23 protein-coding genes are annotated in these 25,751 nt (G+C 72.5%); 10 read left to right on the plus strand and 13 right to left on the minus strand.

Annotation, left to right across the window (positions count from 1 at the left end):
- Window positions 1-128: 128 nt before the first annotated feature.
- Complete coding sequence (locus CRV15_RS05675; RefSeq protein WP_003962035.1) at window positions 129-1,388, minus strand: polyamine ABC transporter substrate-binding protein; 1,260 nt, start codon at window positions 1,386-1,388, stop codon at window positions 129-131.
- Between the two features lie 261 nt (window positions 1,389-1,649).
- Window positions 1,650-3,161 carry a gamma-aminobutyraldehyde dehydrogenase gene (locus CRV15_RS05680; RefSeq protein ID WP_003957213.1) on the minus strand — a complete coding sequence of 504 codons (1,512 nt, stop codon included), beginning with the start codon at window positions 3,159-3,161 and terminating at the stop codon, window positions 1,650-1,652.
- A 295-nt stretch (window positions 3,162-3,456) separates the two neighbouring features.
- Between CRV15_RS05680 and ybiA the strand changes: the two genes are divergently transcribed.
- Entirely contained in the window at window positions 3,457-4,032 is a 576-nt protein-coding gene (ybiA, locus tag CRV15_RS05685; protein ID WP_003962034.1) for a riboflavin biosynthesis intermediates N-glycosidase, read from the plus strand.
- On the opposite strand, the gene CRV15_RS05690 is transcribed toward ybiA, so the two are convergent.
- The gene (locus CRV15_RS05690; protein WP_003957211.1) at window positions 3,968-4,390 is read right to left on the minus strand and encodes a hypothetical protein; all 423 of its coding nucleotides are present in this window, start codon (window positions 4,388-4,390) and stop codon (window positions 3,968-3,970) included. The two genes, ybiA and CRV15_RS05690, sit on opposite strands and share 65 nt — an antisense overlap.
- Window positions 4,391-4,912: 522 nt before the next feature.
- On the opposite strand from CRV15_RS05690, the gene CRV15_RS05695 reads away from it, so the two are divergent.
- The 3 genes from CRV15_RS05695 to CRV15_RS05705 all read left to right on the plus strand — a co-directional run bounded on the left by CRV15_RS05695 (window position 4,913) and on the right by CRV15_RS05705 (window position 7,714).
- Complete coding sequence (locus CRV15_RS05695) at window positions 4,913-5,944, plus strand: adenosine deaminase (protein WP_009997685.1); 1,032 nt, start codon at window positions 4,913-4,915, stop codon at window positions 5,942-5,944.
- 114 nt (window positions 5,945-6,058) lie between these two features.
- Window positions 6,059-6,820 (plus strand): glycerophosphodiester phosphodiesterase, encoded by a 762-nt coding sequence (locus CRV15_RS05700; protein WP_003957209.1) that lies wholly within the window; start codon window positions 6,059-6,061, stop codon window positions 6,818-6,820.
- Window positions 6,821-6,928: 108 nt separating this feature from the next.
- On the plus strand, window positions 6,929-7,714 hold the full coding sequence (locus tag CRV15_RS05705; RefSeq protein ID WP_009997684.1) for an SAM-dependent methyltransferase: 786 nt from the start codon (window positions 6,929-6,931) through the stop codon (window positions 7,712-7,714).
- Between the two features lie 124 nt (window positions 7,715-7,838).
- Here CRV15_RS05705 and CRV15_RS05710 read toward each other — a convergent pair whose 3' ends face one another.
- Window positions 7,839-9,278: a gamma-aminobutyraldehyde dehydrogenase gene (locus CRV15_RS05710; protein ID WP_003957207.1), complete on the minus strand. Its 1,440-nt coding sequence runs from the start codon at window positions 9,276-9,278 to the stop codon at window positions 7,839-7,841.
- A 179-nt stretch (window positions 9,279-9,457) separates the two neighbouring features.
- On the opposite strand from CRV15_RS05710, the gene CRV15_RS05715 reads away from it, so the two are divergent.
- The 5 genes from CRV15_RS05715 to CRV15_RS05735 all read left to right on the plus strand — a co-directional run bounded on the left by CRV15_RS05715 (window position 9,458) and on the right by CRV15_RS05735 (window position 14,032).
- A complete protein-coding gene (locus CRV15_RS05715; RefSeq protein ID WP_003957206.1) occupies window positions 9,458-9,973 on the plus strand; it encodes an Lrp/AsnC family transcriptional regulator in 516 nt (171 codons plus the stop codon).
- Window positions 9,958-11,337 carry an aspartate aminotransferase family protein gene (locus CRV15_RS05720; RefSeq protein WP_003957205.1) on the plus strand — a complete coding sequence of 460 codons (1,380 nt, stop codon included), beginning with the start codon at window positions 9,958-9,960 and terminating at the stop codon, window positions 11,335-11,337. Before CRV15_RS05715 ends, CRV15_RS05720 begins: the two co-directional genes overlap by 16 nt.
- A 270-nt stretch (window positions 11,338-11,607) precedes the next feature.
- A complete protein-coding gene (locus CRV15_RS05725; RefSeq protein ID WP_003962031.1) occupies window positions 11,608-12,336 on the plus strand; it encodes an ABC transporter ATP-binding protein in 729 nt (242 codons plus the stop codon).
- Window positions 12,318-13,472, plus strand: coding sequence for a hypothetical protein (locus CRV15_RS05730; protein WP_009997679.1), 1,155 nt, complete (start codon window positions 12,318-12,320; stop codon window positions 13,470-13,472). The genes CRV15_RS05725 and CRV15_RS05730 overlap by 19 nt, the downstream gene beginning before the upstream one ends.
- 104 nt (window positions 13,473-13,576) lie before the next feature.
- On the plus strand, window positions 13,577-14,032 hold the full coding sequence (locus CRV15_RS05735) for a nuclear transport factor 2 family protein (protein WP_003962029.1): 456 nt from the start codon (window positions 13,577-13,579) through the stop codon (window positions 14,030-14,032).
- Window positions 14,033-14,154: 122 nt separating this feature from the next.
- Here CRV15_RS05735 and CRV15_RS05740 read toward each other — a convergent pair whose 3' ends face one another.
- The 9 genes from CRV15_RS05740 to rpsB form a co-directional block, all read right to left on the minus strand.
- Window positions 14,155-15,177, minus strand: coding sequence for an ABC transporter ATP-binding protein (locus CRV15_RS05740; protein WP_003957199.1), 1,023 nt, complete (start codon window positions 15,175-15,177; stop codon window positions 14,155-14,157).
- On the minus strand, window positions 15,177-16,838 hold the full coding sequence (locus tag CRV15_RS05745) for an ABC transporter permease (RefSeq protein WP_003957198.1): 1,662 nt from the start codon (window positions 16,836-16,838) through the stop codon (window positions 15,177-15,179). Before CRV15_RS05745 ends, CRV15_RS05740 begins: the two co-directional genes overlap by 1 nt.
- Before the next feature lie 107 nt (window positions 16,839-16,945).
- A complete protein-coding gene (locus CRV15_RS05750) occupies window positions 16,946-18,058 on the minus strand; it encodes a thiamine ABC transporter substrate-binding protein (protein WP_003957197.1) in 1,113 nt (370 codons plus the stop codon).
- Between the two features lie 303 nt (window positions 18,059-18,361).
- Window positions 18,362-19,468 carry a dual-specificity RNA methyltransferase RlmN gene (gene rlmN, locus CRV15_RS05755; RefSeq protein ID WP_003957196.1) on the minus strand — a complete coding sequence of 369 codons (1,107 nt, stop codon included), beginning with the start codon at window positions 19,466-19,468 and terminating at the stop codon, window positions 18,362-18,364.
- 242 nt (window positions 19,469-19,710) lie between these two features.
- On the minus strand, window positions 19,711-20,895 hold the full coding sequence (locus CRV15_RS05760) for a phosphatidate cytidylyltransferase (protein ID WP_003957195.1): 1,185 nt from the start codon (window positions 20,893-20,895) through the stop codon (window positions 19,711-19,713).
- On the minus strand, window positions 20,895-21,452 hold the full coding sequence (frr, locus tag CRV15_RS05765; protein WP_003957194.1) for a ribosome recycling factor: 558 nt from the start codon (window positions 21,450-21,452) through the stop codon (window positions 20,895-20,897). The genes CRV15_RS05760 and frr overlap by 1 nt, the downstream gene beginning before the upstream one ends.
- Window positions 21,453-21,624: 172 nt before the next feature.
- Complete coding sequence (pyrH, locus tag CRV15_RS05770) at window positions 21,625-22,419, minus strand: UMP kinase (protein ID WP_003957193.1); 795 nt, start codon at window positions 22,417-22,419, stop codon at window positions 21,625-21,627.
- Between the two features lie 194 nt (window positions 22,420-22,613).
- On the minus strand, window positions 22,614-23,459 hold the full coding sequence (gene tsf, locus CRV15_RS05775; RefSeq protein ID WP_003957192.1) for a translation elongation factor Ts: 846 nt from the start codon (window positions 23,457-23,459) through the stop codon (window positions 22,614-22,616).
- Window positions 23,460-23,628: 169 nt separating this feature from the next.
- Window positions 23,629-24,537 carry a 30S ribosomal protein S2 gene (gene rpsB / locus CRV15_RS05780; protein ID WP_003957191.1) on the minus strand — a complete coding sequence of 303 codons (909 nt, stop codon included), beginning with the start codon at window positions 24,535-24,537 and terminating at the stop codon, window positions 23,629-23,631.
- Between the two features lie 261 nt (window positions 24,538-24,798).
- Here rpsB and CRV15_RS05785 point away from each other — a divergent pair, with 261 nt between their 5' ends.
- Window positions 24,799-25,521 carry a M23 family metallopeptidase gene (locus CRV15_RS05785; RefSeq protein WP_003962026.1) on the plus strand — a complete coding sequence of 241 codons (723 nt, stop codon included), beginning with the start codon at window positions 24,799-24,801 and terminating at the stop codon, window positions 25,519-25,521.
- Window positions 25,522-25,751 lie beyond the last annotated feature (230 nt).

Consider the following 25,751-nt stretch of genomic DNA (forward strand, 5'->3'; position numbering starts at 1 on the left):
CCGGGTGCCGGTGGCGGGGCTCGCGCCGGGTGGCGGTACGAGGGCCCGGTGGCAGTACGAGGGCCAGTGACGGTGCGGGGCCGGTGCGGGGCCGGTGGCGGTGCGGGCGGGGGCCCGCGCGGGCGGGCTCAGGCGCCGATGAGTTCGGCGAACCTCTCCTCGTACGCCTTCTCCTCCTCGCTGGTGAGCGAGCGGAAGGCGCGCGAGCGGGCCGCCATGGCCCTGTCCGGGACGATCAGGGTGTTCCGGGCGAGCGCGGGGTCGATCCTCGCCAGCTCGGGGGCGACCCCGTCCACGGGGCACACATAGTTGATGTACGCGGCGAGCCGGGCCGCGACCGGGGGCTCGTAGTAGTAGTCGATCAGCCGGGTCGCGTTGGCGCGGTGCCGGGCCCCGGCCGGGACCAGCAGATTGTCGGTCGAGGTGAGGTATCCGGCGGCGGGGACGGCGAAGCGGATGTCGGGGTTCCCGGCCTGGAGCTGGATCACGTCCCCGGCCCAGGCCAGACAGGCGGCGAGATCGCCCCGATCGAGGTCGGAGGTGTAGTCGTTGCCGGTGAAACGGCGGATCTGCTTGCCGTCGACGGCGCCGCCGAGCCGTTCCATCGCCTCGTCGAAGTCCTCGTCGGTGAAGCGCTCCGGGTTCTTGCCGAGGTCGAGCAGGGTCATGCCGACGGTGTCGCGCATCTCCTGGAGCAGCCCGACCCGGCCCTTGAGCGAACGGTCGTCGAGGAGCTGGCTCACGGAGTCGACCGTCTTCCCGCCGGTCGCCTTGATGTTGTAGGCGATGACGGTGGAGATGGCGGTCCACGGGTAGGAGTAGGCCCGGCCGGGGTCCCAGTCCGGGGCGCGGAACTGCGCCGAGAGACGGCTGTACGCGTGGGGCAGCAGCGCGGGGTCGAGCTTCTGCGCCCAGCCCAGGCGGATCATCCGGGCGGCGAGCCAGTCGGTGACGCAGATCAGATCGCGGCCGATGGCCTGGCCCGCGGCGAGCTGGGGCTGGATCTTGCCGAAGAACTCGACATTGTCGTTGATGTCCTCGGTGTACCGGACCGTGATGCCGGTGCGCCGGGTGAAGGCGTCCAGGGTGGGGCGGGACGTCTTGTCCTCGCCCACGTCCATGTACTCCGTCCAGTTGGAGAAGACGACGGTCCGCTCCTTCGCGGAGTGGTCGTCGGACATCTCCCCGCCGCCCTCCCGCTTGGCGGGCGGGATGCCGCAGGCGGCGAGGGCGGGAAGGGCACCGAGGCCCAGCGCTCCGGCGCCCGCCGCGCGCAGCAGCGACCGCCGGGTGAGGGCGCTCCGGGCGCCCCGGCCCGCGGCGGCGGGGCCGCGCCGTATCGCCGCCGGCCCGGCCGCGGACAGGCCGTCGGGATCGGTGGGGTGCATCGCTGTGCCCTTTCGGGAGAGGCCCTCGCGGGACGGTACGGATCAGGGGTGGCCGGGGCCGGGGTGCCGGTCCGGGGGGTGCCCGGTCCGGGGTGCGGTCCGACCGGGGCGCACCGCGCGGGCCGCTCGGACCGGGCCGGTACGGACGAGGGGCCGCACCGGCGGTGGGCGGGCCCGGACGGACGCGCCCGGGGACGGGCACCCCCGCGGTGGGCGCGTCCGGGGCGGGCGAGCCGTACCGCGGTGGCGCCGGTCGTGGGGTCAGCCGTTCCGGTCACCGAAGACAGTACGGTGCCAGTCCTTGCGGGCCACCGCCGTATTGTCGAACATTACGTGCTTGACCTGCGTGTACTCCTCGAAGGAGTACATCGACATGTCCTTGCCGCAGCCGGAGGCCCCGAAGCCTCCGTGGGGCATCTCACTGACGATGGGGATGTGGTCGTTGATCCAGACGCATCCGGCCCGGAGTTCGCGGGTGGCGCGATGGGCGCGGAAGACATCCCGGGTCCAGGCGGAGGCGGCCAGTCCGTAGGGGGTGTCGTTGGCCAGCGCGAGCCCCTCGTCGTCGGTGTCGAAGGGCAGGACGACCAGCACCGGGCCGAAGATCTCGTGCTGCACGGCCTCGCTGTCCTGGGGTGCCCCGGTGATCAGGGTGGGCGGCCACCAGGCGCCGGCGCCGCCGGGCGTACGGCCGGGGGTGCGGACGGTGGCATAGCCTCGGGCCCGCTCCACGACGGCGGCGACCCGCTCGCGCTGGGCGTGCGAGACCAGCGGTCCGAGGTCCGTCGCCGGGTCGAGGGGGTCGCCGAGGCGGACCGCGGCCATGACGTCGGCGACGCCCGCGACCAGCTCCTCGTGGAGCGGGCGCTGGACATAGACGCGGGTGGCGGCGGTGCAGTCCTGGCCGGAGTTGATGAGGGAGGCGGCGACCGCGCCCTGCACGGCGGCGACGGGGTCGGCGTCGTCGAAGACCACGAAGGGGGCCTTCCCGCCGAGTTCCAGATGGAGGCGCTTCACCGACGCGGTGGCCAGCTCGGCGACCCTCCTGCCGACGGCGGTGGAGCCGGTGAACGAGACCATCGCCACGTCGGGGTGGCGGACCAGGTGTTCGCCCGCGTCCCGCCCGGTGCCGGAGACGATGTTGATCACTCCGTCGGGGATGCCCGCCTCCCGGGCCGCCTGAGCGAACATCAGCGAGGTGAGCGGGGTGATCTCGGCGGGCTTGAGGACGACGGTGTTGCCCGCGGCGACCGCCGGGAGGATCTTCCAGGCCGCCATCTGGAGGGGGTAGTTCCAGGGGGCGACGGAACCGATGACCCCGATCGGCTCCCGGCGGACGTACGAGGTGTGGTCGCCGCTGTACTCCCCCGCCGCCCGGCCCTGGAGCACCCGGGCCGCACCCGCGAAGAAGGCGGTGTTGTCGATGGTGCCGGGGACGTCGAACTCGCTGCTCAGCTTGATCGGCTTGCCGCACTGCACGGTCTCCGCGCGGGCGAGGGCGTCCGCCTGCTCCCCGAGGACGGAGGCGAGGCGGTGCAGGGCGTCCGAGCGCTCCCCGGGGGTGGCGCCCGCCCAGCCGGGGAAGGCGGCGCGGGCGGCGGCGACGGCCGCGTCCACATCGGCGGCGCCCGCCGCGGCGTAGGTGTGGACCGTCTCCCCGGTGGCCGGGTCCACGAGGTCCTGGGTCCGCCCCGAGCTGCCGGGCCGCAGCCGCCCGCCGATGTACTGCGCGCCCTCCGCCAAGCGGTCCAGCACACGGTAACGGTTGTCCATGACGCTCTCCGTACTCCCGGCCCCGGCACTCCGGCCGGGGTGCCGAGGTGTCGTCCCAGCGCGAATTGAGTGCCGATCCTGGCAGAGCGTCCGATGGGCAACAAGGGATTCCGAAGTTTCCTTTTGGTCACCCGACGGAATCGGTCGACCTTCTGTCGTGTGGGCGGGCGCCGGACCATACGGAGTGTCAGTGGTGCCTGTCAGACTTTTCCCCATCGGCGCCGGTGTACGGGCGAGCGGCGCGACGGAACGAGCGGTGTGCACGGGGGCGAGCGGTGTGAGTGGTGTGAACGGCATGAGCGGTGTGCGCGGTGCGCGGGACCTGGACGGGCTGCTTCAGCGGGTCGCCTCGGGAGAGCGGGTGAAGTACCTGCCCTTCTGGGGCCATGCGCCGCGCCGGGACGGACGGATCGGGGCGAGCTGTCTGAGCCAGTGGTGGCCGTCGCCCTTCACGGTCGACGGGGTGGGCTATGCCACGGCGGAGCACTGGATGATGGCGGCCAAGGCACGGCTGTTCGACGACCCCGAGGCGGAGCGGAGCGTCCTCGCGGCGCGGAGTCCGGCCGGGGCGAAGAACGCGGGGCGGCTGGTGCGCGGCTTCGACGAGGCGATATGGGAGCGCGAGCGGTTCGGCATCGTCCGGGAGGGCAGCGTGCACAAGTTCTCCCACCACGCCGAGCTGGGTGATTTCCTGCTGGCGACCGGGGACCGGGTGCTGGTGGAGGCCAGCCCCCGCGACCGGGTGTGGGGCATCGGCCTGACCGCCGATGACGAGCGGGCCGAGGACCCGGCGCGCTGGCGGGGGCTCAATCTGCTGGGGTTCGCGCTGATGGCGGCACGGGAGGAGCTGCGGGCCCCCGGGCGGCGCTGAGGGAGTGAGTCCCCGCGTCCCGGCGCTCGTCCCGCTGCCGCCGGTCCTCCTCGATCCCGAGCTGGATCACATACCAGAGGAAGAGCGCGGAGCCGACGATGCCGACGGCCCCGAGGACCAGCCCGGAGACGGCGAGGCCCCGGCCCGAGCCGGTGGTCCTCGCGCGGCTCGCCCCGATGCCGCCGAAGATCACGGCGAGCACCCCGAGGACGACCCCGAGCCCGACGGCCCAGAAGAGGCAGACGGCGACGGCGCCCAGCACCAGCGCGGTGATCGCCATGCCGTTGGACGGGGAGGCGGGCGGCTGCCACCCGGGCGGGGGCCCGCCCGGGGCCCCGGGGTACGGGGAAGGGGGCACCGGCCCGGAGTACCCGGGGTACGCGGTCGGCGGTCCGAACCCGCCCGGCGCGGCGGGCGGAGGCGGCGGGGGCGGCACGGGACGCCCGTCACCGCCCGGGGCGGTCGGCGGCGGGGGCACGGGTGCGCCGGGGGCCGGGGTGGGCACGGCACCGGAGGCCGGGCCTGAGGCAGGGCCGGGTGCAGGCGCGATACCGGAGCCAGGCACAGGGGCAGGGGCGGCGCCGGAGTCAGGGAGGGGAGAGGGCGGGGCACCGGAGTCAGGGAGGGGAAGGGGCGCGGCGCCGGGCGCCGGGCGGTGCGGGCTGCGCGGCGGCGGGGCCCAGGGGTCGTGGTCCTTCGGTCCGGGCGTCCCGCCGGGCCCCGGCCCCGGCTCGTGCTCCGCTGTCATCGCTCTCCCCCTGCCGACCCCTGGGGTCCGTCCGGTCGCGCGCCCCGGGCCGTCCCCCGCCGGAGGACCGCCGCCTACGATGGCTCCCGCGTCGCCGACGCCGTGACCCACTTATACCGTTCCGGAGGACCGATGTCCGACCTGCAGACTTTCATCGAGGGCCTGCCGAAGGCCGAGCTCCATGTGCACCACGTCGGCTCGGCCTCCCCCCGCATCGTCTCCGAGCTGGCCGCCCGTCACCCCGGCTCCCAGGTCCCCACCGACCCCGAGGCCCTGGCGGACTACTTCACCTTCACCGACTTCGCCCACTTCATCAAGGTCTTCCTCTCGGTGATGGACCTGATCCGCACCCCGGAGGACGTCCGGCTGCTCACCTTCGAGGTGGCGCGGGACATGGCCCGGCAGAACATCCGTTACGCGGAGCTGACCGTCACCCCCTTCAGCTCCACCCGGCGCGGGATCGACGAGCGGGCCTTCATGGACGCGATCGAGGACGCCCGCAAGGCGGCCGAGGCCGAGTTGGGCGTCGTGCTGCGCTGGTGCTTCGACATCCCCGGCGAGGCGGGGCTGGAGTCGGCCGAGGAGACCACCCGGCTCGCGCTGGACCTGCGCCCCGAGGGCCTGGTCTCCTTCGGGCTCGGCGGCCCGGAGATCGGGGTGCCCCGGCCGCAGTTCAAGCCGTACTTCGACCGGGCCATCGCGGCCGGTCTGCACTCGGTGCCGCACGCCGGTGAGACCACCGGGCCGCAGACCATCTGGGACGCGCTCACCGAGCTGCGGGCCGAGCGCATCGGGCACGGCACCAGCGCCACCCAGGACCCGGCGCTCCTGGCCCACCTCGCCGAGCGGCGCATCCCGCTGGAGGTCTGCCCCACCTCGAACATCGCCACCCGCGCCGTCACCGACCTCGACCGGCACCCGATCAAGGAGATGGTGGCCGCCGGGGTGCTCGTGACGATCAACAGCGACGACCCGCCGATGTTCGGCACCGACCTCAACACCGAGTACGGGGTGGCCGCGCGCCTGCTCGACCTCGACGAGCGGGGCATCGCCGACCTCGCGAAGAACGCGGTGGACGTCTCCTTCCTGGACCCGGCGGGCAAGGCCCGGATCAACGCCGAGATCGACGCGTACACCGCGCGGTGGCAGGCGGGCACCCGCTGAGAGGCCGGGGCGGCCCGGCGCACCGCCCGGTGTGAGCGGCCCGCCCCGGCACCCGCACGCCCCCGTGTCCCCCGCGGCTCCCCGTCCTCCGGTGCCACGGGGGACAATGGCCCCATGCGTACCGTCACGGCCGTGGGCCACCGGGGAGATCCGTATCGCGTCCGGGAGAACACGCTCCCCTCACTGCGCTCGGCCGTCGGCCACGGCGCGGACGCGGTCGAGATCGATGTCCGGCTCACCCGCGACGGGGTGCCGGTCCTGCTCCACGACGCCGGTCTGAAACGGCTCTGGGGCCATGGCCGGCGGCTGGACCGGCTGACGGCCGCCGAGGTGACGGAGGTGACCGGGGGCGGGGTGCCGACCCTCGCCGAGGCGCTGGCCGTCCTGGCGGCGCTGGGCGGCCACCGGGTGATGATCGACCTCCCGGGCGCGGACGAGCGGACGGTGCGGACCGTGGTCGGGGCCGTCGGGGAGGCCGGGGCGCGGGAGCGCGCGTACTACTGCGCCGGGCCCCGGACCATGCTCGCGGTGCGCGCGGCCGACCCGTCCGCCGAGACCGCCCTGACCTGGACCTCGCTCGCGCCGCCGCGTCCGGTGCTGCTGGACGCGCTCCGTCCGCGCACGCTGAACTACCGCTTCGGCCTGGTCAGCGGGGAGCTGACGGAGCGGGTGCACGCGGCGGGCATGCTCGTCTCCGCCTGGACGGCCGACACCCGGCGCTCCATGCGCGCCCTGGTCGCCGCGGGCGTCGACTCGATCACCACCAACCGGGTCGGCACCCTCCGTTCCGTGCTCGACGCGACACCCGGCGCCGGACGGCCGCTGCCGGGCTCCCCCGCGGCGGTCCCCGGCTCCCCCGGCGCCCCGGCATCGTGATCGCGGTGACCGCCGTGACCGGCACCCGGCTGCCGTGACCGCCGCGTCTGCCGTGGCCGCTGCGGCATGATGGGCCACCGGGCCCCGCACCACGGCCGAGGAGCGCAGATGAACGACAGAATCCGTACCGACGTCGCCCACAACGCCAGGGTCTGGAACCACTGGCTGCACGGCAAGGACAACTACCCCGTCGACCGCCGGGTCGGTGACCACATCACCGGGCTGTACCCGAGCATCGGCGAGGTCGCCCGCGCCGACCGGGCCTTCCTGGGGCGGGTGGTGACCCTGCTCGCCGCCGAGCGGGGCATCCGGCAGTTCCTCGACATCGGTACCGGCCTGCCCACGGCCGAGAACACCCATGAGGTGGCCCAGCGCCTGGCGCCGGACTCCCGGGTCGTCTACGTCGACAACGACCCGATCGTGCTGGCGCACGCGCGCGCCCTGCTCACCAGCTCGCCCGAGGGGCGGACCGAGTATCTGGACGCGGACGCCCACGACCCGCGGGGCATTCTGCGCGCGGTGCGGCCGACGCTCGACCTCGGCCGTCCGGTCGCGGTGATCATGCTCGGCATCCTCAACTTCGTGCTGGACACCGACGAGGCCCGTTCGATCGTCCGGACCCTGATGGACGCGGTCCCCCCGGGCAGCGCCCTCGTCGTCACCCACCCCACCCTGGAGCTGGGCGGCGAGGGCAACAAGGAGGCCATGGCCTTCTGGAACGAGAACGCCACCCCGCCGATCAGGGCCCGTACCGGCGCCGAGATCACCTCGTTCCTGGACGGTCTGGAGATCCTGGAGCCGGGCGTCGTCTCCTGCGCGCGCTGGCGCCCGGACCCCGCCGACGGCGAACCGGCCCCGGTGGCGCAGTACGGCGCGGTGGGCGTCAAACCCTAGGCCGTTCCCGTCCGTACGCGTCGAGGGACGCGGAAGCGCGTCGGTCGAGGGGCGCGGAAAGCGCGTCGAGGGGCGCGGGGAACCGTCCCCGCGCCCCTCGACCGTCCGCCGGGGGTGTCCCCGATCAGCCGTCGAGCGCGGTCATGACGTGCTTGATCCGGGTGTAGTCGTCGAAGCCGTAGGCCGACAGGTCCTTGCCGTAGCCGGACTTCTTGAAGCCGCCGTGCGGCATCTCGGCCACCAGCGGGATGTGGGTGTTGATCCAGACGCAGCCGAAGTCCAGCGCCTTGGACATCCGCATCGCGCGCGCGTGGTCCTTGGTCCAGACCGAGGAGGCCAGCGCGTACTCGACGTCGTTCGCCCACTCGACCGCCTGGGCCTCGTCCGCGAAGGACTGGACGGTGATGACCGGGCCGAAGACCTCCTGCTGGACGATCTCGTCGTCCTGCTTGAGGCCGGAGACCACGGTCGGGGCGTAGAAGTACCCCTTGTCGCCGACGCGGTGGCCACCGGCCTCCACCTTGGCGTGCGCCGGGAGGCGGTCGATGAAGCCGGAGACCTGGGCGAGCTGGTTGGCGTTGTTGAGCGGGCCGTACAGCACGTCCGCGTCGTCCGGGGCGCCGGTCCTGGTCTCGGCGGCGGCCTGGGCCAGGGCCGTCACGAACTGGTCGTGGATGGACTCGTGCACCAGCACCCGGGTGGCGGCCGTGCAGTCCTGACCGGCGTTGAAGTAGCCCGCGACGGAGATGCCCTCGACGGCCTTGGCGATGTCGGTGTCCTCGAAGACCACGACCGGCGCCTTGCCGCCCAGCTCCAGGTGGACCCGCTTGACGTCCTTGGACGCGGAGGCCGCGACCTGGATGCCCGCGCGCACGGAGCCGGTGATGGAGGCCATCGCCGGGGTCCGGTGCTCGACCATCGCCCGGCCGGTCTCGCGGTCGCCGCACAGCACGTTGAAGACGCCCTTGGGCACGATCGAACCGATGATCTCGGCGATCAGCACGGTGGAGGCGGGGGTGGTGTCCGAGGGCTTCAGCACGACCGTGTTGCCCGCGGCGAGCGCCGGGGCGAACTTCCACACGGCCATCATCATCGGGTAGTTCCACGGCGCGACCTGGGCGCAGACGCCCACCGGCTCACGCCGGACGATGGAGGTGTGGCCCTCCATGTACTCACCGGCGGAGCGGCCCTCCAGCATCCGCGCGGCGCCCGCGAAGAAGCGGATCTGGTCCACCATCGGCGGGATTTCCTCGGTACGGACCAGCTCCAGCGGCTTGCCGGTGTTCTCCGACTCGCACGCGATCAGGTCCTCGGCGCGCTCCTCGAACGCGTCGGCGATCTTCAGCAGCACGCGCTGGCGCTCGGCCGGAGTGGCGTCGCGCCAGGCGGGGAAGGCGGCCGCAGCGGCGTCCATCGCGGCGTCGACGTCGGCCTGACCGGAGAGCGGGGAAACCGCGTAGACCTCGCCGGTAGCCGGGTTGATGACGTCGATCGTCCGTCCGTCGGCGGCGTCCCGGAACTCCCCGTTGATGTAGTTGCGCAGACGACGCAGCTCGGTGGTCACTGTGGCCACCCTCCTGTCTGAAACTCCGATGGGTCCAATGGGTGAGACACCCTCCCCCACCCTAGTGCCAGGAGCGACGCTTTCGACAGGGCCGACCCACCCCAACTTCGGATTCAGTTATTCAGAGCTTGATCAACAACGAATTTCATCGTTTGGGGCTTGCGGGACCGACGATCCGGGTGCATGGTGAGGGCGTGGCCAGTCGAAGCGCAGACTCCAGGAACGGGTCCGCCGGGAAAGCACAGTCCCCGGCGATCGACGCCGTGTCCCTCGCGATCATCGAGCAGCTCCAGGAGGACGGGCGCCGTCCCTACGCCGCCATCGGCAAGGCCGTGGGCCTGTCGGAGGCGGCCGTACGGCAGCGCGTCCAGAAACTGCTCGATCAGGGCGTGATGCAGATCGTCGCCGTCACCGACCCCCTCACCGTGGGCCTGCGGCGTCAGGCGATGGTCGGCGTCCGGGTCGAGGGCGACCTCGACCCGGTGGCGGACGCGCTGACCGCCATGGCCGAATGCGAGTACGTGGTCATGACCGCGGGCTCCTTCGACCTGATGGTGGAGATCGTCTGTGAGGACGACGACCACCTGCTCGAAGTGATCAACAAGCGGATTCGCGCGCTCCCCGGTGTGCGGTCCACCGAGAGCTTCGTCTATCTCAAGCTCAAGAAGCAGACCTATATGTGGGGAACCCGATAACCGTGAGCCAGGATCTCTCGAAAACCGCCTACGACCACCTGTGGATGCACTTCACCCGGATGTCGTCGTACGAGAACGCGCCCGTGCCCACCATCGTCCGCGGTGAGGGCACCTACATCTGGGACGACAAGGGCAAGCGCTACATCGACGGCCTCGCCGGCCTCTTCGTGGTGAACGCCGGTCACGGCCGGGTCGAGCTGGCCGAGACCGCCTTCAAGCAGGCCCAGGAGCTGGCCTTCTTCCCGGTGTGGTCCTACGCCCACCCCAAGGCCGTCGAGCTGGCCGAGCGGCTGGCCCACGAGGCCCCGGGCGACCTCAACAAGGTCTTCTTCACCACCGGCGGCGGCGAGGCGGTCGAGACCGCCTGGAAGCTGGCCAAGCAGTACTTCAAGCTCACCGGCAAGCCGACCAAGTACAAGGTCATATCCCGCGCGGTCGCCTACCACGGCACCCCGCAGGGCGCCCTGTCCATCACCGGTCTGCCCGCGCTGAAGGCCCCCTTCGAGCCGCTGGTCCCGGGCGCCCACAAGGTCCCGAACACCAACATCTACCGCGCGCCGCTGCACGGCGACGACCCGGAGGCGTTCGGCCGCTGGGCCGCCGACCAGATCGAGCAGCAGATCCTCTTCGAGGGCCCGGACACCGTCGCCGCGGTCTTCCTGGAGCCGGTGCAGAACGCCGGCGGCTGCTTCCCGCCGCCGCCCGGCTACTTCCAGCGGGTCCGCGAGATCTGCGACCAGTACGACGTACTGCTCGTCTCCGACGAGGTCATCTGCGCCTTCGGCCGGCTCGGCACCACCTTCGCCTGTGACAAGTTCGGCTACGTCCCCGACATGATCACCTGCGCCAAGGGCATGACCTCGGGCTACTCCCCGATCGGCGCCTGCGTCGTCTCCGACCGCATCGCCGAGCCGTTCTACAAGGGCGACAACACCTTCCTGCACGGCTACACCTTCGGCGGCCACCCGGTCTCCGCGGCGGTCGGCCTCGCCAACCTCGACATCTTCGCCCGCGAGGGCCTCAACCAGCATGTCCTCGACAACGAGGCGGCCTTCAAGGCCACGCTGGAGAAGCTCTACGACCTACCGATCGTCGGCGACGTCCGGGGCAACGGCTACTTCTACGGCATCGAGCTGGTGAAGGACAAGGCGACCAGGGAGTCGTTCGACGCGGAGGAGACCGAGCGGGTCCTCTACGGCTTCCTCTCGAAGGCCCTCTTCGAGAACGGTCTGTACTGCCGCGCCGACGACCGGGGCGACCCGGTCGTGCAGCTCGCGCCGCCGCTGATCGCCGACCAGTCGACGTTCGACGAGATCGAGCAGGTGCTGCGGACCGTGCTGACGGAGGCGTGGACCAAGCTCTGACCCCTCGGGCCTGCCCGGTGGACCGTGCCGGGCGGCACGGCCCGCCGCACGGACCCGCCTGCCCCGTACCCCGGCCCGGGTACGCCCATCCGAGTGGATGGCGCGTGCCCGGGCCGTGTGTTTCCCCGGACCCCGCGGCCGGATGCCTAGCGTGCCAGTGACCGGTGCGGCCGGACCGCGTCCCCCGCGTGCAGAGCGCAGACCGGACCGCGTTCCCCGCGCGGGAACAGGAGACAGCAGACCGGACAGCCCAGAACCGAGGTGTACGCCATGGCCGCTCCGCCGGACGACGACGCGCTCTGGGCCCGGTCCCTGCACTGTTCCCGCTCCGGCGCGCCCGTCCTCACCGATGTCTCCCTCGCGGTGCGCACCGGCGAGGTGGTGGCCGTCCTCGGCCCCCGGGGCAGCGGAAAGACCACCCTGCTCCAGTGTCTGAGCGGACAGCGCCTCGCCGACGGGGGCGAGGTCCACCTCCAGGGCACCCCCGTACATCTGCTCACCGCGTCCCGGCGGGAGCGGCTGCGGCGCGAACGGACCGGCTGGATCGGCCCCGAGCCCGCCCTCGTCCCCGAGCTGACCGTGTGGGAGAACGCCGCACTGCCGCTGATGCTGCGCGGCACCCCCGCCCACCGGGCCCGCGCCGGGGCCATGGAGTGGCTGGAACGGCTGGACATGGACGCGCTCGCCGGGCGCCGCCCCGCCTCCCTCAGCCGGTCCGAACAGCAGCGGACCGCGCTGGCGCGGGCGCTCGCGGGACCACCGGACGTGCTCTTCGCCGACGACCCGACCGCCTGTCTGCACCGCGCGGAAGGGGCCCTGATGCTGCGGACCGTGCTCGCCGCCGTCCGCAGCCACGGCATCACCACCGTGCTCGCCACCTGCGACCCCGGGGTAGCCGCCCGTGCGAACCGCACCGTCGCCCTCGTCGACGGCCGCCGCACCGACGCCCCGGCCGCGGCCGAAGCGGAAGGTCTGGCAGCGTGCTCGCTCTCCGTCTGACCCTGGGCGCGGGGCCGCTGCCGCTGCTGCGCCGACTGCTGGTGACCGCCGCGTCGGCGGGGGTCGGCGTCCTGCTGCTGTCCTCGCTCGGATTCGCGCTGGCCCACCCCGGCGACCCGGCCGCTGCCCTCCGGCTGGCCTGGTGCGCCGCCCCGCTCGCCGCCGCCGCGTACTTCGCGGTCACGGTGGCGCGCACCGACCCCGGCACCCGCCCGCGCGGCGGCTTCGACGCGTTCGGACTCGGCCCCGCCCGGCTCACCCTGCTGGCCGTCGTCTCCACGGCGCTGACCGGTGCCCTCGGCAGCGTGGTCGCCCTGCTGCTCTTCGTCCGGCTGCGCGGGAATCCGGGTGCGCTCCCCGCGGCCGGGGTCGCCACCGGGGCCGCCGCCGCGCTCCCCGCGGGTGCGGTGCTGGTACTGCTGGCCCTCGCGCCGCTGGTCACCGCGGTGGCGACGGGCCTCGCCCTGCGCCCCCGCCGCACCGGTCCCCATCCAGGGCCCGCCGCCGCGCCACCGGGCGGGCTGCCCTGGGGCTGCGCCCTGGTGACGGCGGGCCTGGCCGTCGGCGCCTTCTCGGCGTCGGCCGGGGAGGGGGCCGCGGTCCGGCAGGCGGGCACGGGCACCGGCACGGCCGTGGTCGCGGTCGCCCCGGACCGGGCGTGGGTGCTGGTCGGCTGGACGCTCACCGCCCTCGGGCTGGCCTGTGCCGGTCCCTCCCTCACCCGGTTCTGCGGACGGCTGCTCCAGGCGGTGCGCCCCGGGGCGGTCCGGCTGCTCGCGGGCCGGGTCCTGATGGCGGAGTCCCACCGGATCGGACGGCCCCTCGGGGTGCTCAGCGCCGTCGCCGCCGCGACGGTCACCGCCTGGGCGCTGAACGGGACGGGGCCGCGGCTGTTCGGACCGCTGACCGGGCTGGGCGCGGGGCTGGTGCTCGCCTGCACCACCGCCGCGCTGGTGATCTCGGCCGTCGAGGCCCGCCAGGACCGGGCCGAGCTGATCGGGCAGTTGCGCGGCCTGGGCGCGCCCGCCGCGCCGCTGCGGCTCGCGGCCCTGCTGCGGGTCGGGGCCCTGCTGCTGGTCTTCGTCCCGGTGGTCGGGGCGGTGGGAATGCTCGCGACCCTGCCGGCCGGGCGCTGACCCGTTCCGTCCCGCCCGCCGCCTCCCTTACCTCGGGGGTCATCGACCGTGCGACCGCCCCTGCTCCATGATCGTCCCAACGGACGTCACCCGAGGAGGGCCGGATGGACACGCACGCGGTACTGGGCACGGAGCAGGAGCACCACCTCGCCACGGAGGTGACACGGGCGACCGCCGAGGAGTTCCTCGGGCGGCTCCAGGAGGGCGACCCGGAGCGGATCGCCGCGCTCTTCGCCGAACGGGTCGACTGGCTGATCGCCGAGAACCCCGCCGTCCCCTGGATACGCCCCCGCCGCACCCGCGCCGACGTCGCGGACCACTTCCGCGAGCTGGCCGAGGGCCAGCAGGGCGACCCGGCGGGCACCGCGATCGAAGCGCTGCTGACCGATGGCACGGAAGCCCTGTTCAGCGGCGTCCTCGCGGGCCGGGTCCGCTCCACGGGCCGGTACTTCAGCTCACCGTTCGCGATCCGGCTGAGCGTGGTGGACGGACTGATCGTCCGCTTCCGGGTGTACGAGGACAGCCTGGCGATCGCGGCGGCCTGCGCCCCGGGTGTCTGACCCGGGCCCGGCCTCCAGCCTCCGTCCGCCCTGTGTCGTGCATCGTGCACCGTGCGTCGTCGTTCCGCCGGACGCCGATCGTCGCTGTGCCACCGTTTCGCCCGTGGGCCGTTCTCCGGTCGTCAGCCCAGCACCACCACATCGTCGGCGGTGAAGACCACGCCCACCTGATCCCCCTGCCGGGGCGCCGCGGCGGAGGGCAGCTCCGCCGACAGCTCAGGACCGGCCGGGGGACGGAGCCGTACCGCCACCCGTTCCCCCCGGAAGACGGTGGACCCGACGGTGCAGCGCAGCCCGTCCGCCACCGGCCCGACCCGTACCCCGGTGGGCCGTATCAGCAGGTCATGGGCGCCGTCCGGGGAACCGGCGGGAACCGGGACCGGGCCCCACGCGGTCTGTGCCGCCGCACCGGACACCGTCCCCGGCACCACGTTGTCGAAGCCGAGGAAACGGGCCACGAACGCGTCGGCGGGCCGCTGCCACACCTCGCGCGGGGTACCGGTCTGCGCGATCCGCCCGTCCCGCATGATCACCACCCGGTCCGCGAGGGTGAACGCCTCGCCCTGGTCATGGGTGACGGCGAGCACCGTGGTGCCCAGCCGGGCGAACAGCTCGCGCAACTCCACCACCAGCCGCTCCCGCAGCACCCGGTCGAGCTGCCCCAGCGGCTCGTCCAGCATCAGCAGCCGGGGCTCGGGCGCGAGCGCCCGCGCGAGCGCCACCCGCTGCTGCTCACCGCCGGAGAGCGAGGCGACGGAGCGCCGCTCGGCCCCCGGGAGCCCCACCAGCTCCAGCAGCGCGGCCACCCGCCGCTGCCGCTCGGCACCGCCGACCCCGCGCATCCGCAGTCCGAAGCCCACATTGCCGCCGGTGTCCCGTTGCGGGAAGAGCTGGTGGTCCTGGAACATCAGGCCCAGGTTGCGGCGGTGCACGGGGACACCCGCCTGGTCGGCACCGGCCAGCAGCACCCGTCCCGCCGTCGGCGGCTGAAGCCCCGCGACCACCCGGAGCAGCGTGGACTTCCCGCTGCCGCTCGGCCCGAGCACACACACGGTCTCGTGCGCGGCGACCGTGAGGGAGACCGCGTCGAGCACATCGCGCGCCCCGAACCGTACGGTCACCCCGTCCAGTGTCAGCAGGGCCATCAGAACGCCGCCGCCGTGGCGGACGACGCCGAAGAAGACGCCGACGGAGACGCCGACGAAGAAGGACGGACGCGAATCCGCTCCAGCAGGAAGAGCGCCACCGCGCACACCACCATCAGAATCGTGCTCAGGGCCATCGCCTGTCCGTAGTTGAGTTCACCGGGGCGGCTCAGCAGCCGGGCCACCGCGACCGGCAGTGTCGGCTGATCGGGCCGGGCCAGGAAGACCGTCGCCCCGAACTCGCCCAGCGAGACCGCGAAGGCGAACCCCGCGGAGATCAGCAGTGCCCGGCTCACCAGGGGGAAGTCCACCTCGCGCCAGACCCGCAGCGGCGAGGCGCCCAGCACCGCCGCCGCCTCCCGCAGCCGCCCGTCCACCGCGCGCAGCACCGGCAGCATGGTCCGCACCACGAACGGGGTGCCCACCAGCGCCTGGGCGAGCGGGACCAGAATCCAGGAGGAGCGCAGATCGAGCGGCGGCTCGTCCAGGGCGATCAGAAAACCGAAGCCGACGGTCACCGCGGACACTCCGAGCGGCAGCATCAGCAGCGCGTCGAAACCGCGGGTCAGCCGTCCCGCCCGCCGGGTGAGCGCGGCGGCGGCCAGCGAGCCGACCAGCACCGCGACGGCGGTCGCCGCGAGCGCGTACTCCAGCGAGTTCCCCACCGCCTCGATCGGCGGGACGAGAAACGCCCCGCCCGCCTCGTCCAGCGTGCCCAGCGAGCGGTAGTGGTCGAGGCCGTAGCCGCCGGACGTGTCGAACGACCGTTCCACCAGCACCGCCAGCGGGGTCAGCAGCAGAACGGCCACGGTGAGCAGCACCCCGGCGAGCAGTGCCCGCTGACCGGCGCCGCGCACGGGGCGCGCGGCGCGCTCCGGGTCCACCAGCCGCAGCGCGCCCTCGCGCCGCCGCACGGCCCGGGCGTGCACCGCGAGCACGGTGCCGACCACCGCGAACTGCACCAGCGTCAGCACGGCGGCGGTGCGCAGATCGAGCAGTTGGGCGGTCTGCCGGTAGATCTCCACCTCCAGCGTCGCGGTGGTGGGGCCGCCGAGGATCTGGACGATGCCGAAGGAGGTGAAGGTGAAGAGGAAGACCATCAGCGCGGCGGCGGCCACCGCGGGCGTGAGCACGGGCAGCGTCACCCGGCGCCAGGCGGTGAACCGTCCGGCGCCGAGCACCCGGGCGGCCTCCTCCTGCCGGGGGTCGAGCTGGCCCCAGAGCCCGCCCACGGTGCGGACCACGACGGCGTAGTTGAAGAAGACATGGGCCAGCAGAATGGCCCACACCGTGCCGTCGAGCCGGACGCCCCACAGTTCGTCGAGGACTCCGCCCCGTCCCACCAGTGCGAGGAAGGCGCTGCCGACGACCACCGTCGGCAGCACGAAGGGCACCGTGACCACGGCGCGCAGCAGCTTCTTGCCGGGGAAGGAGAAGCGGGCCAGGACATAGGCGCCGGGCAGCGCGATCAGCAGGGTGAGCACGGTGGAGACGACGGCCTGCCAGGTGGTGAACCAGAGCACCCGCTGGAGGTCGTCGCGCCCGAGTACCTCGCCGATCCGGCCGAACTGCCAGACCCCGTCGATCCGCAGTCCCCGGCCGACGATCGCGGCGACGGGGTGGGCGAAGAAGACCGCGAAGAACGCGAGGGGCACGGCCATCAGACCGAGCCGCCCCGCGTTCCGCCGCAGTGCCGCACCGGCGCGCCCGGCCGGGCCGGGGCGGGCCGGGGCGGTTCCGGTTCCGGTTCCGGTTCCCGTGGGAACGGTCACCTCAGGACGGTCGAGGACCATGTCTGAATCCACTGCTCACGGTTGTCGGCGATGGTGCCGGGGTCGACCGTCGGCGGCTGCTCGATCCTCGTGCCGTGCGCGGTGAAGATCTCGGGCAGCTTCGCCCCGTCGAGCACCGGGTTCACGAACATCTTCAGCGGCAGGTCCTCCTGGAAGGTCTTCGAGACCATGAAGTCCAGCAGCGCCTTGCCGCCCGCCTCGTTCTTCGCCCCGTTCAGCAGGCCCGCGAACTCGATCTGCCGGAAGCAGGTGCCGTCCGCCACCCCGGTGGGGGCCTCGGCGGGCTGCGGATCGGCGTACAGCACCTCGACCGGCGGGCTGGAGGCGTACGAGACGACCAGCGGCCTCTCGCCCTTGGCCTTCCGGCCGCCCGCCGAGCCCGAGAACTCCTCGTTGTACGCCTCGGACCAGCCGTCGACGACCTTGACCCCGTTCTCCTTGAGGTCCTTCCAGTACTCCTGCCAGCCCTTCTCCCCATAGCGGGCGACCGTGCCCAGGAGGAAGCCGAGACCCGGGGAGGAGGTGGCCGCGTTCTCCACCACCAGCAGGTTCTTGTACTCGGGCTTGATCAGGTCGTCGAAGGTCCGCGGCGGGGCCAGCTTCTTGTCCGCGAAGTACTTCTTGTCGTAGTTGACGCAGATGTCGCCGGTGTCGACGGGGGTGACACGGTGACGCCCGCGGTCCAGCTCGACCGCGTCGCCGACCTGGTCCAGGCCCTTGGCCTCGTAGGAGGTGAAGATCCCGTTGTCGAGTGCGCGCGACAGCAGGGTGTTGTCGACGCCGAAGAACACATCGCCCTGCGGGGAGCCCTTGGTCAGGATCTCCTTGTTCAGCGCCTCACCGGCGTCTCCGCTCTTGAGCACCTTGACGGTGTAGCCGGTGCTCCTGGTGAACTCCTTCAGCACCTTCTCGGAGACGGCGAACGACTCATGGGTGACCAGGGTGACGGTCGTGGACGAGGAGCCGCCCGACCCGGAGCCTTTCGAGCCCCCTGAGCCCTCGGAGTCCGAGCCCCCGCCGCAGGCCGCGAGCGCGCTGACGCCCAGGGCCGCCGCCAGCGCGGTGGCCACCGTCTTCTTGGTGTTCACTGAGATTCCTCCTGGGACCGGAGTGGCCAGGAAGAGACGCGGCCCCGCCCGGTCCCCGGAAAGGAGGGCCCGGCGGGGCGCAACAGCTTGAGGTGGTGACCGAACTTCCTACCCGGAATGACCCGGGCGAGGTTCAGAGGGTCTGCGGCCGTCGGCTGCCGCACTCTCAGCGCTGTGGCGCTCCCCTGTCGGATGGGTATACAGATGTCAGTGGATGGTCATCACGGCGATGACCTGGCACAGCGTACAAGGTCACCCCCGGGCGGCGGCAGCCCCCACCGGGGCCGCCGCACCGCGTCGGGGTCAGCGCTCGGCGGCGGCGAGCTGTCCGCAGGCGCCGTCGATCTCCTGGCCCCGGGTGTCCCGCACGGTCACGGGAACCCCGTGCGCGGCGATCGCCTCGACGAACGCCTTCTCGTCCTCGGGCCGGGACGCGGTCCACTTGGAGCCCGGGGTGGGGTTGAGCGGGATCAGATTGACATGGACCCGCTTGCCCTTGAGCAGCCGTCCCAGCAGGTCGCCCCGCCAGGCGTGGTCGTTGATGTCGCGGATCAGGGCGTACTCGATGGAGACCCGGCGGCCCGACTTCTCCGCGTACTCCCAGGCGGCGTCCAGCACCTCCCGCACCTTCCACCGGGTGTTGACCGGGACCAGTGTGTCGCGCAGCTCGTCGTCCGGGGCGTGCAGCGAGACCGCGAGCCGGCACTTGAAGCCCTCGTCGGCGAAGCGCAGCATCGCGGGCACCAGACCGACCGTGGAGACGGTGATCCCGCGCTGCGAGAGGCCGAGCCCGTCGGGCTCCGGGTCGGTGAGCCTGCGGATGGCACCGACGACCCGCTTGTAGTTGGCCAGGGGCTCGCCCATGCCCATGAAGACGATGTTCGACAGCCGGGCGGGGCCGCCGGGGACCTCTCCGTCGCGCAGGGCGCGCATGCCGTCGACGATCTGGTGGACGATCTCGGCGGTGGAGAGATTGCGGTCGAGCCCGGCCTGCCCGGTGGCGCAGAACGGGCAGTTCATCCCGCAGCCCGCCTGGGAGGAGATGCACATCGTCACCCGGTCCGGGTAGCGCATCAGCACGGACTCGACCAGGGTGCCGTCGTGCAGCCGCCACAGGGTCTTGCGGGTGGTGTCGTTGTCGCACGACACATGCCGGACGACGGACATCAGATCGGGCAGCAGCTCGGAGGCGAGCCGCTCCCGCGCCGCGGCGGGGATGTCCGTCCACGCGGCCGGGTCGTGGGCGTACCGCGCGAAGTAGTGCTGCGAGAGCTGCTTGGCACGGAACGGCTTCTCGCCGATCGCGGCGACGGCTTCCTTGCGCTCTGCGGGGGTGAGGTCGGCGAGGTGCCGCGGCGGCTTCTTGGCTCCGCGCGGCGCGACAAAGGTCAGTTCTCCGGGCTTGGGCATGGTCCTACCAGTGTCGCAGAGATACGACAAAGGGCTCGCCACCCTGTGGACAACGAGCCCTCGATCGAAGAACAAGCAGGTCAGAGCCGTGCGGCTGGATGGGGTCGCCCCGGTGGGCCCAAGGCCGGTGGCCGGTCGGAGCCGGGGGCCCGGCGGCCGGAGCCGGGGGCCCGGCGGCCGGAGCCGGGGGCCGGGGGGCCGGAGCCGGGCGGCCGGGGGGCCGGAGCCGGGCGGCCGGAGCCTCAGCCCGAGCCGACGAAGAGCACCAGCAGCAGCCAGACCACCGGAGCGGTCGGCAGCAGCGAGTCCAGCCGGTCCATGATGCCCCCGTGGCCCGGGAGCAGCGCGCCCATGTCCTTGATGCCCAGATCCCGCTTGATCATGGATTCACCCAGGTCGCCCAGGGTGGCGCTGACCGCGACCGCGAGCCCGAGCAGCAGCCCCTGCCACCAGCTCCCGCCGTCGATCAGGAACTCCATGAAGAGCGCGCCCGCGGCCATCGCGAAGCCGATCGCGCCCAGGAGCCCTTCCCAGGTCTTGCCGGGGCTGATCCGGGGCGCCAGTTTGCGCCTGCCGAAGCGCCAGCCGACCGCGTACGCGCCGGTGTCGCTGATGACGGTGAGCGCGAGGAAGACGAGGACCCGCCAGGGGCCGTCGTCCGCCGTGAGCATCAGCGCCACGAAGGTCGCGAGGAAGGGCACGTAGAAGACGGCGAAGACCCCGGCGGTGACATCCCGCAGATACCCCTCGGGGGGGTCCGTCATCCGCCACACCAGAACGGCGAGGGCGGTCAGGGCCGTCGCGACCCAGGCGCCCTCCGCGCCGCGCGCGTACCCCGCCACGACCATCGCCGCACCGCCCACGGCGAGCGGCACCAGCGGCGCCTTGATCTGCTTGCGTTCCTGGAGCCTGCTGGTCAGCTCCCAGAGCCCGACGACGACGGCGACCACGACGACGCCGACGAAGACGGCCTTGACGACGAAGAGCGAGGCGCCGATCACGGCACCGAGCCCGACGCCGACTCCTATCGCCGCCCTCAGATCGCGGCCCGCGTTCTTCTTCTCGCGCACTGCCTTCTTCTCCGGTACCGCCCGGCCGGGCCGTCCGGCCCGGTCTCCGGGACGCGGCTGGGCGGCGGCCGGATGGGGCGGTACGGAGCCGGGCACGGGGCCGTCGGGGCGCTGGTCGTGAAGCGGGGGGCCGCTTCGCGGGGCGGCCCCCCTCTCGCGCTGCTCACGGCCGTGGCGGCCGCTGTCTTCGGCGTCTCTACCTGCGTCGGGAAAGTCCGGCACGATGGGCATGGGCCGAGTCTGCTGTGCGGCATGCTCCTCGTACGTGGGACCCGCCGATGCGGACCCCAGGTCGGACGGTCGCCTGCCTCCGACCACGTCGGCCCTCGGCGGGGCCCCCCAGGAAGAGTCGTTCATCAGACTTCGAGCAGCTCGGCTTCCTTGTGCTTCAGCAGCTCGTCCACCTGCGCCACGTACTTCGCGGTGGTGTCGTCGAGCTCCTTCTCCCCGCGGCGGCCCTCGTCCTCGCCGACCTCGCCGTCCTTGACCAGCTTGTCGATGGCCTCCTTGGCCTTGCGGCGGACGGAGCGGATCGAGATCTTCGAGTCCTCGGCCTTGCCCTTGGCGACCTTGATGTAGTCGCGGCGGCGCTCCTCGGTCAGCTCGGGGAACACCACTCGGATGATGTTGCCGTCGTTGCTCGGGTTGACCCCGAGGTCCGAGTCGCGGATCGCCTGCTCGATGTTGCGCAGGGCGGTCTTGTCGAAGGGGGTCACCACGGCCATCCGCGGCTCCGGCACCGAGAACGACGCCAGCTGGTTGATCGGGGTCAGCGCGCCGTAGTAGTCGGCGACGATCTTGTTGAACATCGCCGGGTGCGCACGCCCGGTGCGGATCGCGGCGAAGTCCTCCTTGGCGACCACGACGGCCTTCTCCATTTTCTCCTCGGCTTCGAGGAGGGTCTCTTCGATCACCACTTGCTCCTGCGTGTCTTGAGTAGGCTGCGGTCCCCCGGGCCGTGGGCCACGGGGGAATGCCCGGGCCGGGCGGAACGTCTGTCGCGTCTTCCCTGCACGGTGTCCGACCGGCAGGGCTTTGTCCATGCCCCGGACGGCCGCCGCGGCGGCCGTCCCGGACGTCCCGGAATCAGGCCCGGGTGCCCTCGTCGCTCACCAGTGTGCCGATCTTCTCACCCTTGACGGCCCGCGCGATATTGCCCTCGGCGAGAAGTTCGAAGACCAGGATCGGCAGGGCGTTGTCCCGGCACAGGGTGATGGCGGTGGCGTCGGCGACCTTGAGGTCGCGGGCGAGCACCTCGCCGTACTCCAGCGCGTCGAACTTCACCGCGTCGGGGTTGGCCTTGGGGTCGGAGTCGTAGACACCGTCGACACCGTTCTTGCCCATCAGCAGGGCCTCGGCCTGGATCTCCAGGGCGCGCTGTGCGGCGGTGGTGTCGGTGGAGAAGTAGGGCATGCCCATACCCGCGCCGAAGATCACCACACGGCCCTTCTCCAGGTGGCGCACCGCGCGCAGCGGGATATAGGGCTCGGCGACCTGCGCCATGGTGATGGCGGTCTGGACCCGGGAGTCGATGCCCTCCTTCTCCAGGAAGTCCTGGAGGGCGAGGCAGTTCATCACGGTGCCGAGCATGCCCATGTAGTCGGAGCGGGCCCGGTCCATGCCGCGCACCTGGAGCTCGGCGCCGCGGAAGAAGTTGCCGCCGCCGATGACCACGGCGACCTCTGCGCCGTCCCGGACCACCGCGGCAATCTCGCGGGCGATGGCGTGCACCACGTCGGGATCGACGCCGAGTCCTCCGCCGCCGGAGAACGCCTCACCGGAGAGCTTCAGCATGAAGCGCCCGGCCTTCTTCACGTCATGCTTCCCGTCGTGGTCGCTGTTGTCGCCGGTTGCCTTGGTGGCGTCCGCGCCCTTGTTCATGGAGATCTCCTCGTGCACATACGAAGAAGGCCATTGCCGCTCGGGTGCTGGTGTCCCTGTCGGCAATGGCCTCCTCGTCAGATCTGCGGTCGTCCGGCGCCTTGACGTCGCTGTGCCGAGGGGCACACGCGGCCGTCGACAGCGTGAGAAACCCTAGCGGGCTCCCGGATCGATCGCGTACTCGCCGTACTCGCTCAGGCGCCGACGCGGATGCGCGCGAAACGCTTCAGCTCGACACCGGCCTCGTCAAGAATCTTCTTGACGGACTTCTTGTTGTCCTTGGCGAACGGCTGGTCAAGAAGGGTGACCTCCTTGAAGAAGCCGTTGACCCGACCCTCGACGATCTTGGGCAGGGCGGCCTCGGGCTTGCCCTCCTCACGCGAGGTGGCCTCGGCCACGCGACGCTCGTTCTCGACGACCTCGGCCGGGACGTCCTCACGGGTGAGGTAGGTCGGCGCGAAGGCGGCGACGTGCTGGGCCACGTCCTTGGCGACGACAGCGGCGGCGTCGCCGCCCTTGTCCAGCTCGACCAGGACGCCGACCTGCGGGGGCAGGTCAGGCATGGTGCGGTGCAGGTAGACGCCCACGTAGCCGCCGGAGAACTGCGCGAAGCGGTCCAGGACGATCTTCTCGCCGAGGTTGGCGTTCGCCTCGTCCACGAAGGCCTGGACGGTCTTGCCCGGCTCGATCTCGGAGGCGAGCAGCGCCTCCAGGTCGGCCGGGGAGGACGCGGCGACGTGCGCGGCCAGCGTGTTGGCGGTGGCGAGGAACTTGTCACCCTTGGCGACGAAGTCCGTCTCGCACTTCAGCTCCAGCAGCACACCGGAGGTCTGGTCCTCGGAGATGAGGGCGACGACGGCACCGTTGGTGGCGGAACGGCCCTCGCGCTTGGCGACGCCCTTCTGGCCCTTGACGCGCAGCAGCTCGACGGCCTTCTCGACGTCGCCCTCGGCCTCGACCAGCGCCTTCTTGCAGTCCATCATGCCGGCGCCGGTCAGCTCGCGGAGCTTCTTGACGTCAGCGGCGGTGTAGTTCGCCATGTCCTTGAGTCTCTTCTCGAAAAGTCGAAAGTCGAAGATCTGTCGCCGGGTGCGCAGAGAGGCCGGCGGGCCGTCTCAGGACAGTGTGACGCAGATCCACGGGTGTACGGCGGGGGCCGGTGCGCGTGTCACCGTCCCCCGCCGTTCACCTACCGAAGCTGTACGGGCGTCAGGCCTGCTCGGCGTCCGCGGCGGGCTTCTCGGCCTCGGCGGCGGGGGCCGTCTCGGCCTCGGCGGCGGCCTCGGCCTCGACGACGGCCTCGGCGGCGGGCGCCTCGGCCGGCTTCTCGTCGGCCTTCTTGTCGCCTTCGAGCAGGTCGCGCTCCCACTCGGCGAGGGGCTCGCCGGCGGCCTTGTCGCCCGGCTTGCTGTCACCGGTGGCGACGCCGGAACGGGCGATGAGGCCCTCGGCGACGGCGTCGGCGATCACACGGGTGAGCAGGGTGACGGAGCGGATCGCGTCGTCGTTGCCCGGGATCTTGTAGTCGACCTCGTCGGGGTCGCAGTTGGTGTCGAGGATCGCGACGACCGGGATGTGGAGCTTGCGCGCCTCACCGACGGCGATGTGCTCCTTCTTGGTGTCGACGATCCAGACGGCGCTCGGCACCTTCTGCATCTCGCGGATACCACCGAGGGTCTTCTCCAGCTTGGCCTTCTCGCGGGAGAGGACCAGGAGCTCCTTCTTGGTGAGGCCGGAGGCGGCCACGTCCTCGAAGTCGATCTGCTCCAGCTCCTTGAGGCGCTGGAGGCGCTTGTAGACCGTGGAGAAGTTGGTCAGCATGCCGCCGAGCCAGCGCTGGTTCACGTAGGGCATGCCCACGCGGGTGGCCTGCTCGGCGATGGCCTCCTGGGCCTGCTTCTTGGTGCCGACGAACATGATGGAGCCGCCGTGGGCGACGGTCTCCTTGACGAACTCGTAGGCGCGGTCGATGTACGACAGCGACTGGAGCAGGTCGATGATGTAGATGCCGTTGCGCTCGGTGAAGATGAAGCGCTTCATCTTCGGGTTCCAGCGACGGGTCTGGTGACCGAAGTGGACGCCGCTCTCCAGCAGCTCCCGCATCGTGACGACGGCCATGGCCGTATCTCCTTGGGTTCTCGGTTGTGTCCTGACGCCCCTGACGCGCCGTGCCACAGAGGACCGAGGAGCGCGGCCACCACGCCGGAAACGGCGAGCGGTGGCGGGGCGTGCGAAGTCGACCCGGTGACCCGGGCCGCCAGAAGAAGTGTACGGGACCGTCACGGCTGTGGGTGACGGCAGTGTCCACAACCGACCGGTACTCCACAGAACGGGAGCAAGATCCCCTCGCTCGGGGACCGGGGGTGCACGGTGCCTTCTATGTTTCGCACATCTCGGTGGCGACCGCCGCCGACCCTGCCGTCACTGCTGATCTCCCAGGCCCTGGCGCTGGCCCTGGCCCTCGTGCTGCCGCTGCTCGCCGTCCCGGCCCCGGGCCCCGCGCCGGGGGCGGGACACACCTGGGCCCGCGCCGCCGCGGCCGGTCCCACGGCACGGGCCGCCGCGGCCTGGCCCGTGGGACCGCCCCGCCCCCGGGTGATACGGGGCTGGGAGCCGCCACCGACGCCGTACGGGCGCGGACACCGCGGAGTGGATCTCGCCGCGCCCCCGGGGACACCCGTCCACGCGGCGGCGGACGGGCGCATCGCTTTCGCGGGCCCCGTCGGCGGTCGCGGGGTGCTCGCCATCGCCCTGGACGGCCCCGGACCGGCCCCGGACGGCTTACGGATCACCTACGAACCGGTACGGGCGCTGCTCCCCGCGGGCACCCGGGTCCGCGCGGGCCGGACAGTGGCCCGGGTGGCACCGGGCCCCTCCCACTGCGCCGGAGGCTGTCTCCACTGGGGGCTGCGGCACGGACGGGACTACCTGGACCCCCTGTCCCTGCTCCCGCCCCACCTGCTCCGACGTGCCCCCTCCCGGCTGCTGCCCTCTGTCTTTCGCGGCTCGGACGATCACCCTGCCCCCGGGGCGGGTGAGCCCTCGCCCTCTGCCCCTGCCCCGTCCCGGCGTATACGTCCGCCTCGGCCCTGCGGCGAGTGAGCCGCAGGGGCGCGCCTCCGCCTCTCAGCCGGGACGGTTCCCCCGCGGGTGAGTGGGCCGTGGGGGTGCGTGGCCGCCGAAAGCGGGGAGGGCGCTCCTCGGCCGCGGCCTCGGCCGCGCGGGCGGTGTCGGCGCGGGCTGCCGAAGGTGGAGAGTGCGCCCCTGATCTCTTGGGCCGGGCGTTTGCCTCCGGCCCGGGGCGGGTGAGCCGAAGGGGCGCCGCGGGCGCC

This window comes from Streptomyces clavuligerus (assembly GCF_005519465.1).
GTDB lineage: Bacteria > Actinomycetota > Actinomycetes > Streptomycetales > Streptomycetaceae > Streptomyces > Streptomyces clavuligerus.

Excerpts from the sequence above, each read along its gene's own strand:
- CRV15_RS05675 (WP_003962035.1), bottom strand. The coding sequence starts at position 1,388 with ATGCACCCCACCGATCCCGACGGCCTGTCCGCGGCCGGGCCGGCGGCG.
- CRV15_RS05680 (WP_003957213.1), bottom strand. The coding sequence starts at position 3,161 with ATGGACAACCGTTACCGTGTGCTGGACCGCTTGGCGGAGGGCGCGCAG.
- ybiA (WP_003962034.1), top strand. The coding sequence starts at position 3,457 with ATGAGCGGTGTGCGCGGTGCGCGGGACCTGGACGGGCTGCTTCAGCGG.
- CRV15_RS05695 (WP_009997685.1), top strand. The coding sequence starts at position 4,913 with ATGTCCGACCTGCAGACTTTCATCGAGGGCCTGCCGAAGGCCGAGCTC.
- CRV15_RS05700 (WP_003957209.1), top strand. The coding sequence starts at position 6,059 with ATGCGTACCGTCACGGCCGTGGGCCACCGGGGAGATCCGTATCGCGTC.
- CRV15_RS05705 (WP_009997684.1), top strand. The coding sequence starts at position 6,929 with ATGAACGACAGAATCCGTACCGACGTCGCCCACAACGCCAGGGTCTGG.
- CRV15_RS05725 (WP_003962031.1), top strand. The coding sequence starts at position 11,608 with ATGGCCGCTCCGCCGGACGACGACGCGCTCTGGGCCCGGTCCCTGCAC.
- CRV15_RS05735 (WP_003962029.1), top strand. The coding sequence starts at position 13,577 with ATGGACACGCACGCGGTACTGGGCACGGAGCAGGAGCACCACCTCGCC.
- CRV15_RS05740 (WP_003957199.1), bottom strand. The coding sequence starts at position 15,177 with ATGGCCCTGCTGACACTGGACGGGGTGACCGTACGGTTCGGGGCGCGC.
- CRV15_RS05745 (WP_003957198.1), bottom strand. The coding sequence starts at position 16,838 with ATGGCCGTGCCCCTCGCGTTCTTCGCGGTCTTCTTCGCCCACCCCGTC.
- rlmN (WP_003957196.1), bottom strand. The coding sequence starts at position 19,468 with ATGCCCAAGCCCGGAGAACTGACCTTTGTCGCGCCGCGCGGAGCCAAG.
- CRV15_RS05760 (WP_003957195.1), bottom strand. The coding sequence starts at position 20,895 with ATGAACGACTCTTCCTGGGGGGCCCCGCCGAGGGCCGACGTGGTCGGA.
- pyrH (WP_003957193.1), bottom strand. The coding sequence starts at position 22,419 with ATGAACAAGGGCGCGGACGCCACCAAGGCAACCGGCGACAACAGCGAC.
- tsf (WP_003957192.1), bottom strand. The coding sequence starts at position 23,459 with ATGGCGAACTACACCGCCGCTGACGTCAAGAAGCTCCGCGAGCTGACC.
- rpsB (WP_003957191.1), bottom strand. The coding sequence starts at position 24,537 with ATGGCCGTCGTCACGATGCGGGAGCTGCTGGAGAGCGGCGTCCACTTC.
- CRV15_RS05785 (WP_003962026.1), top strand. The coding sequence starts at position 24,799 with ATGTTTCGCACATCTCGGTGGCGACCGCCGCCGACCCTGCCGTCACTG.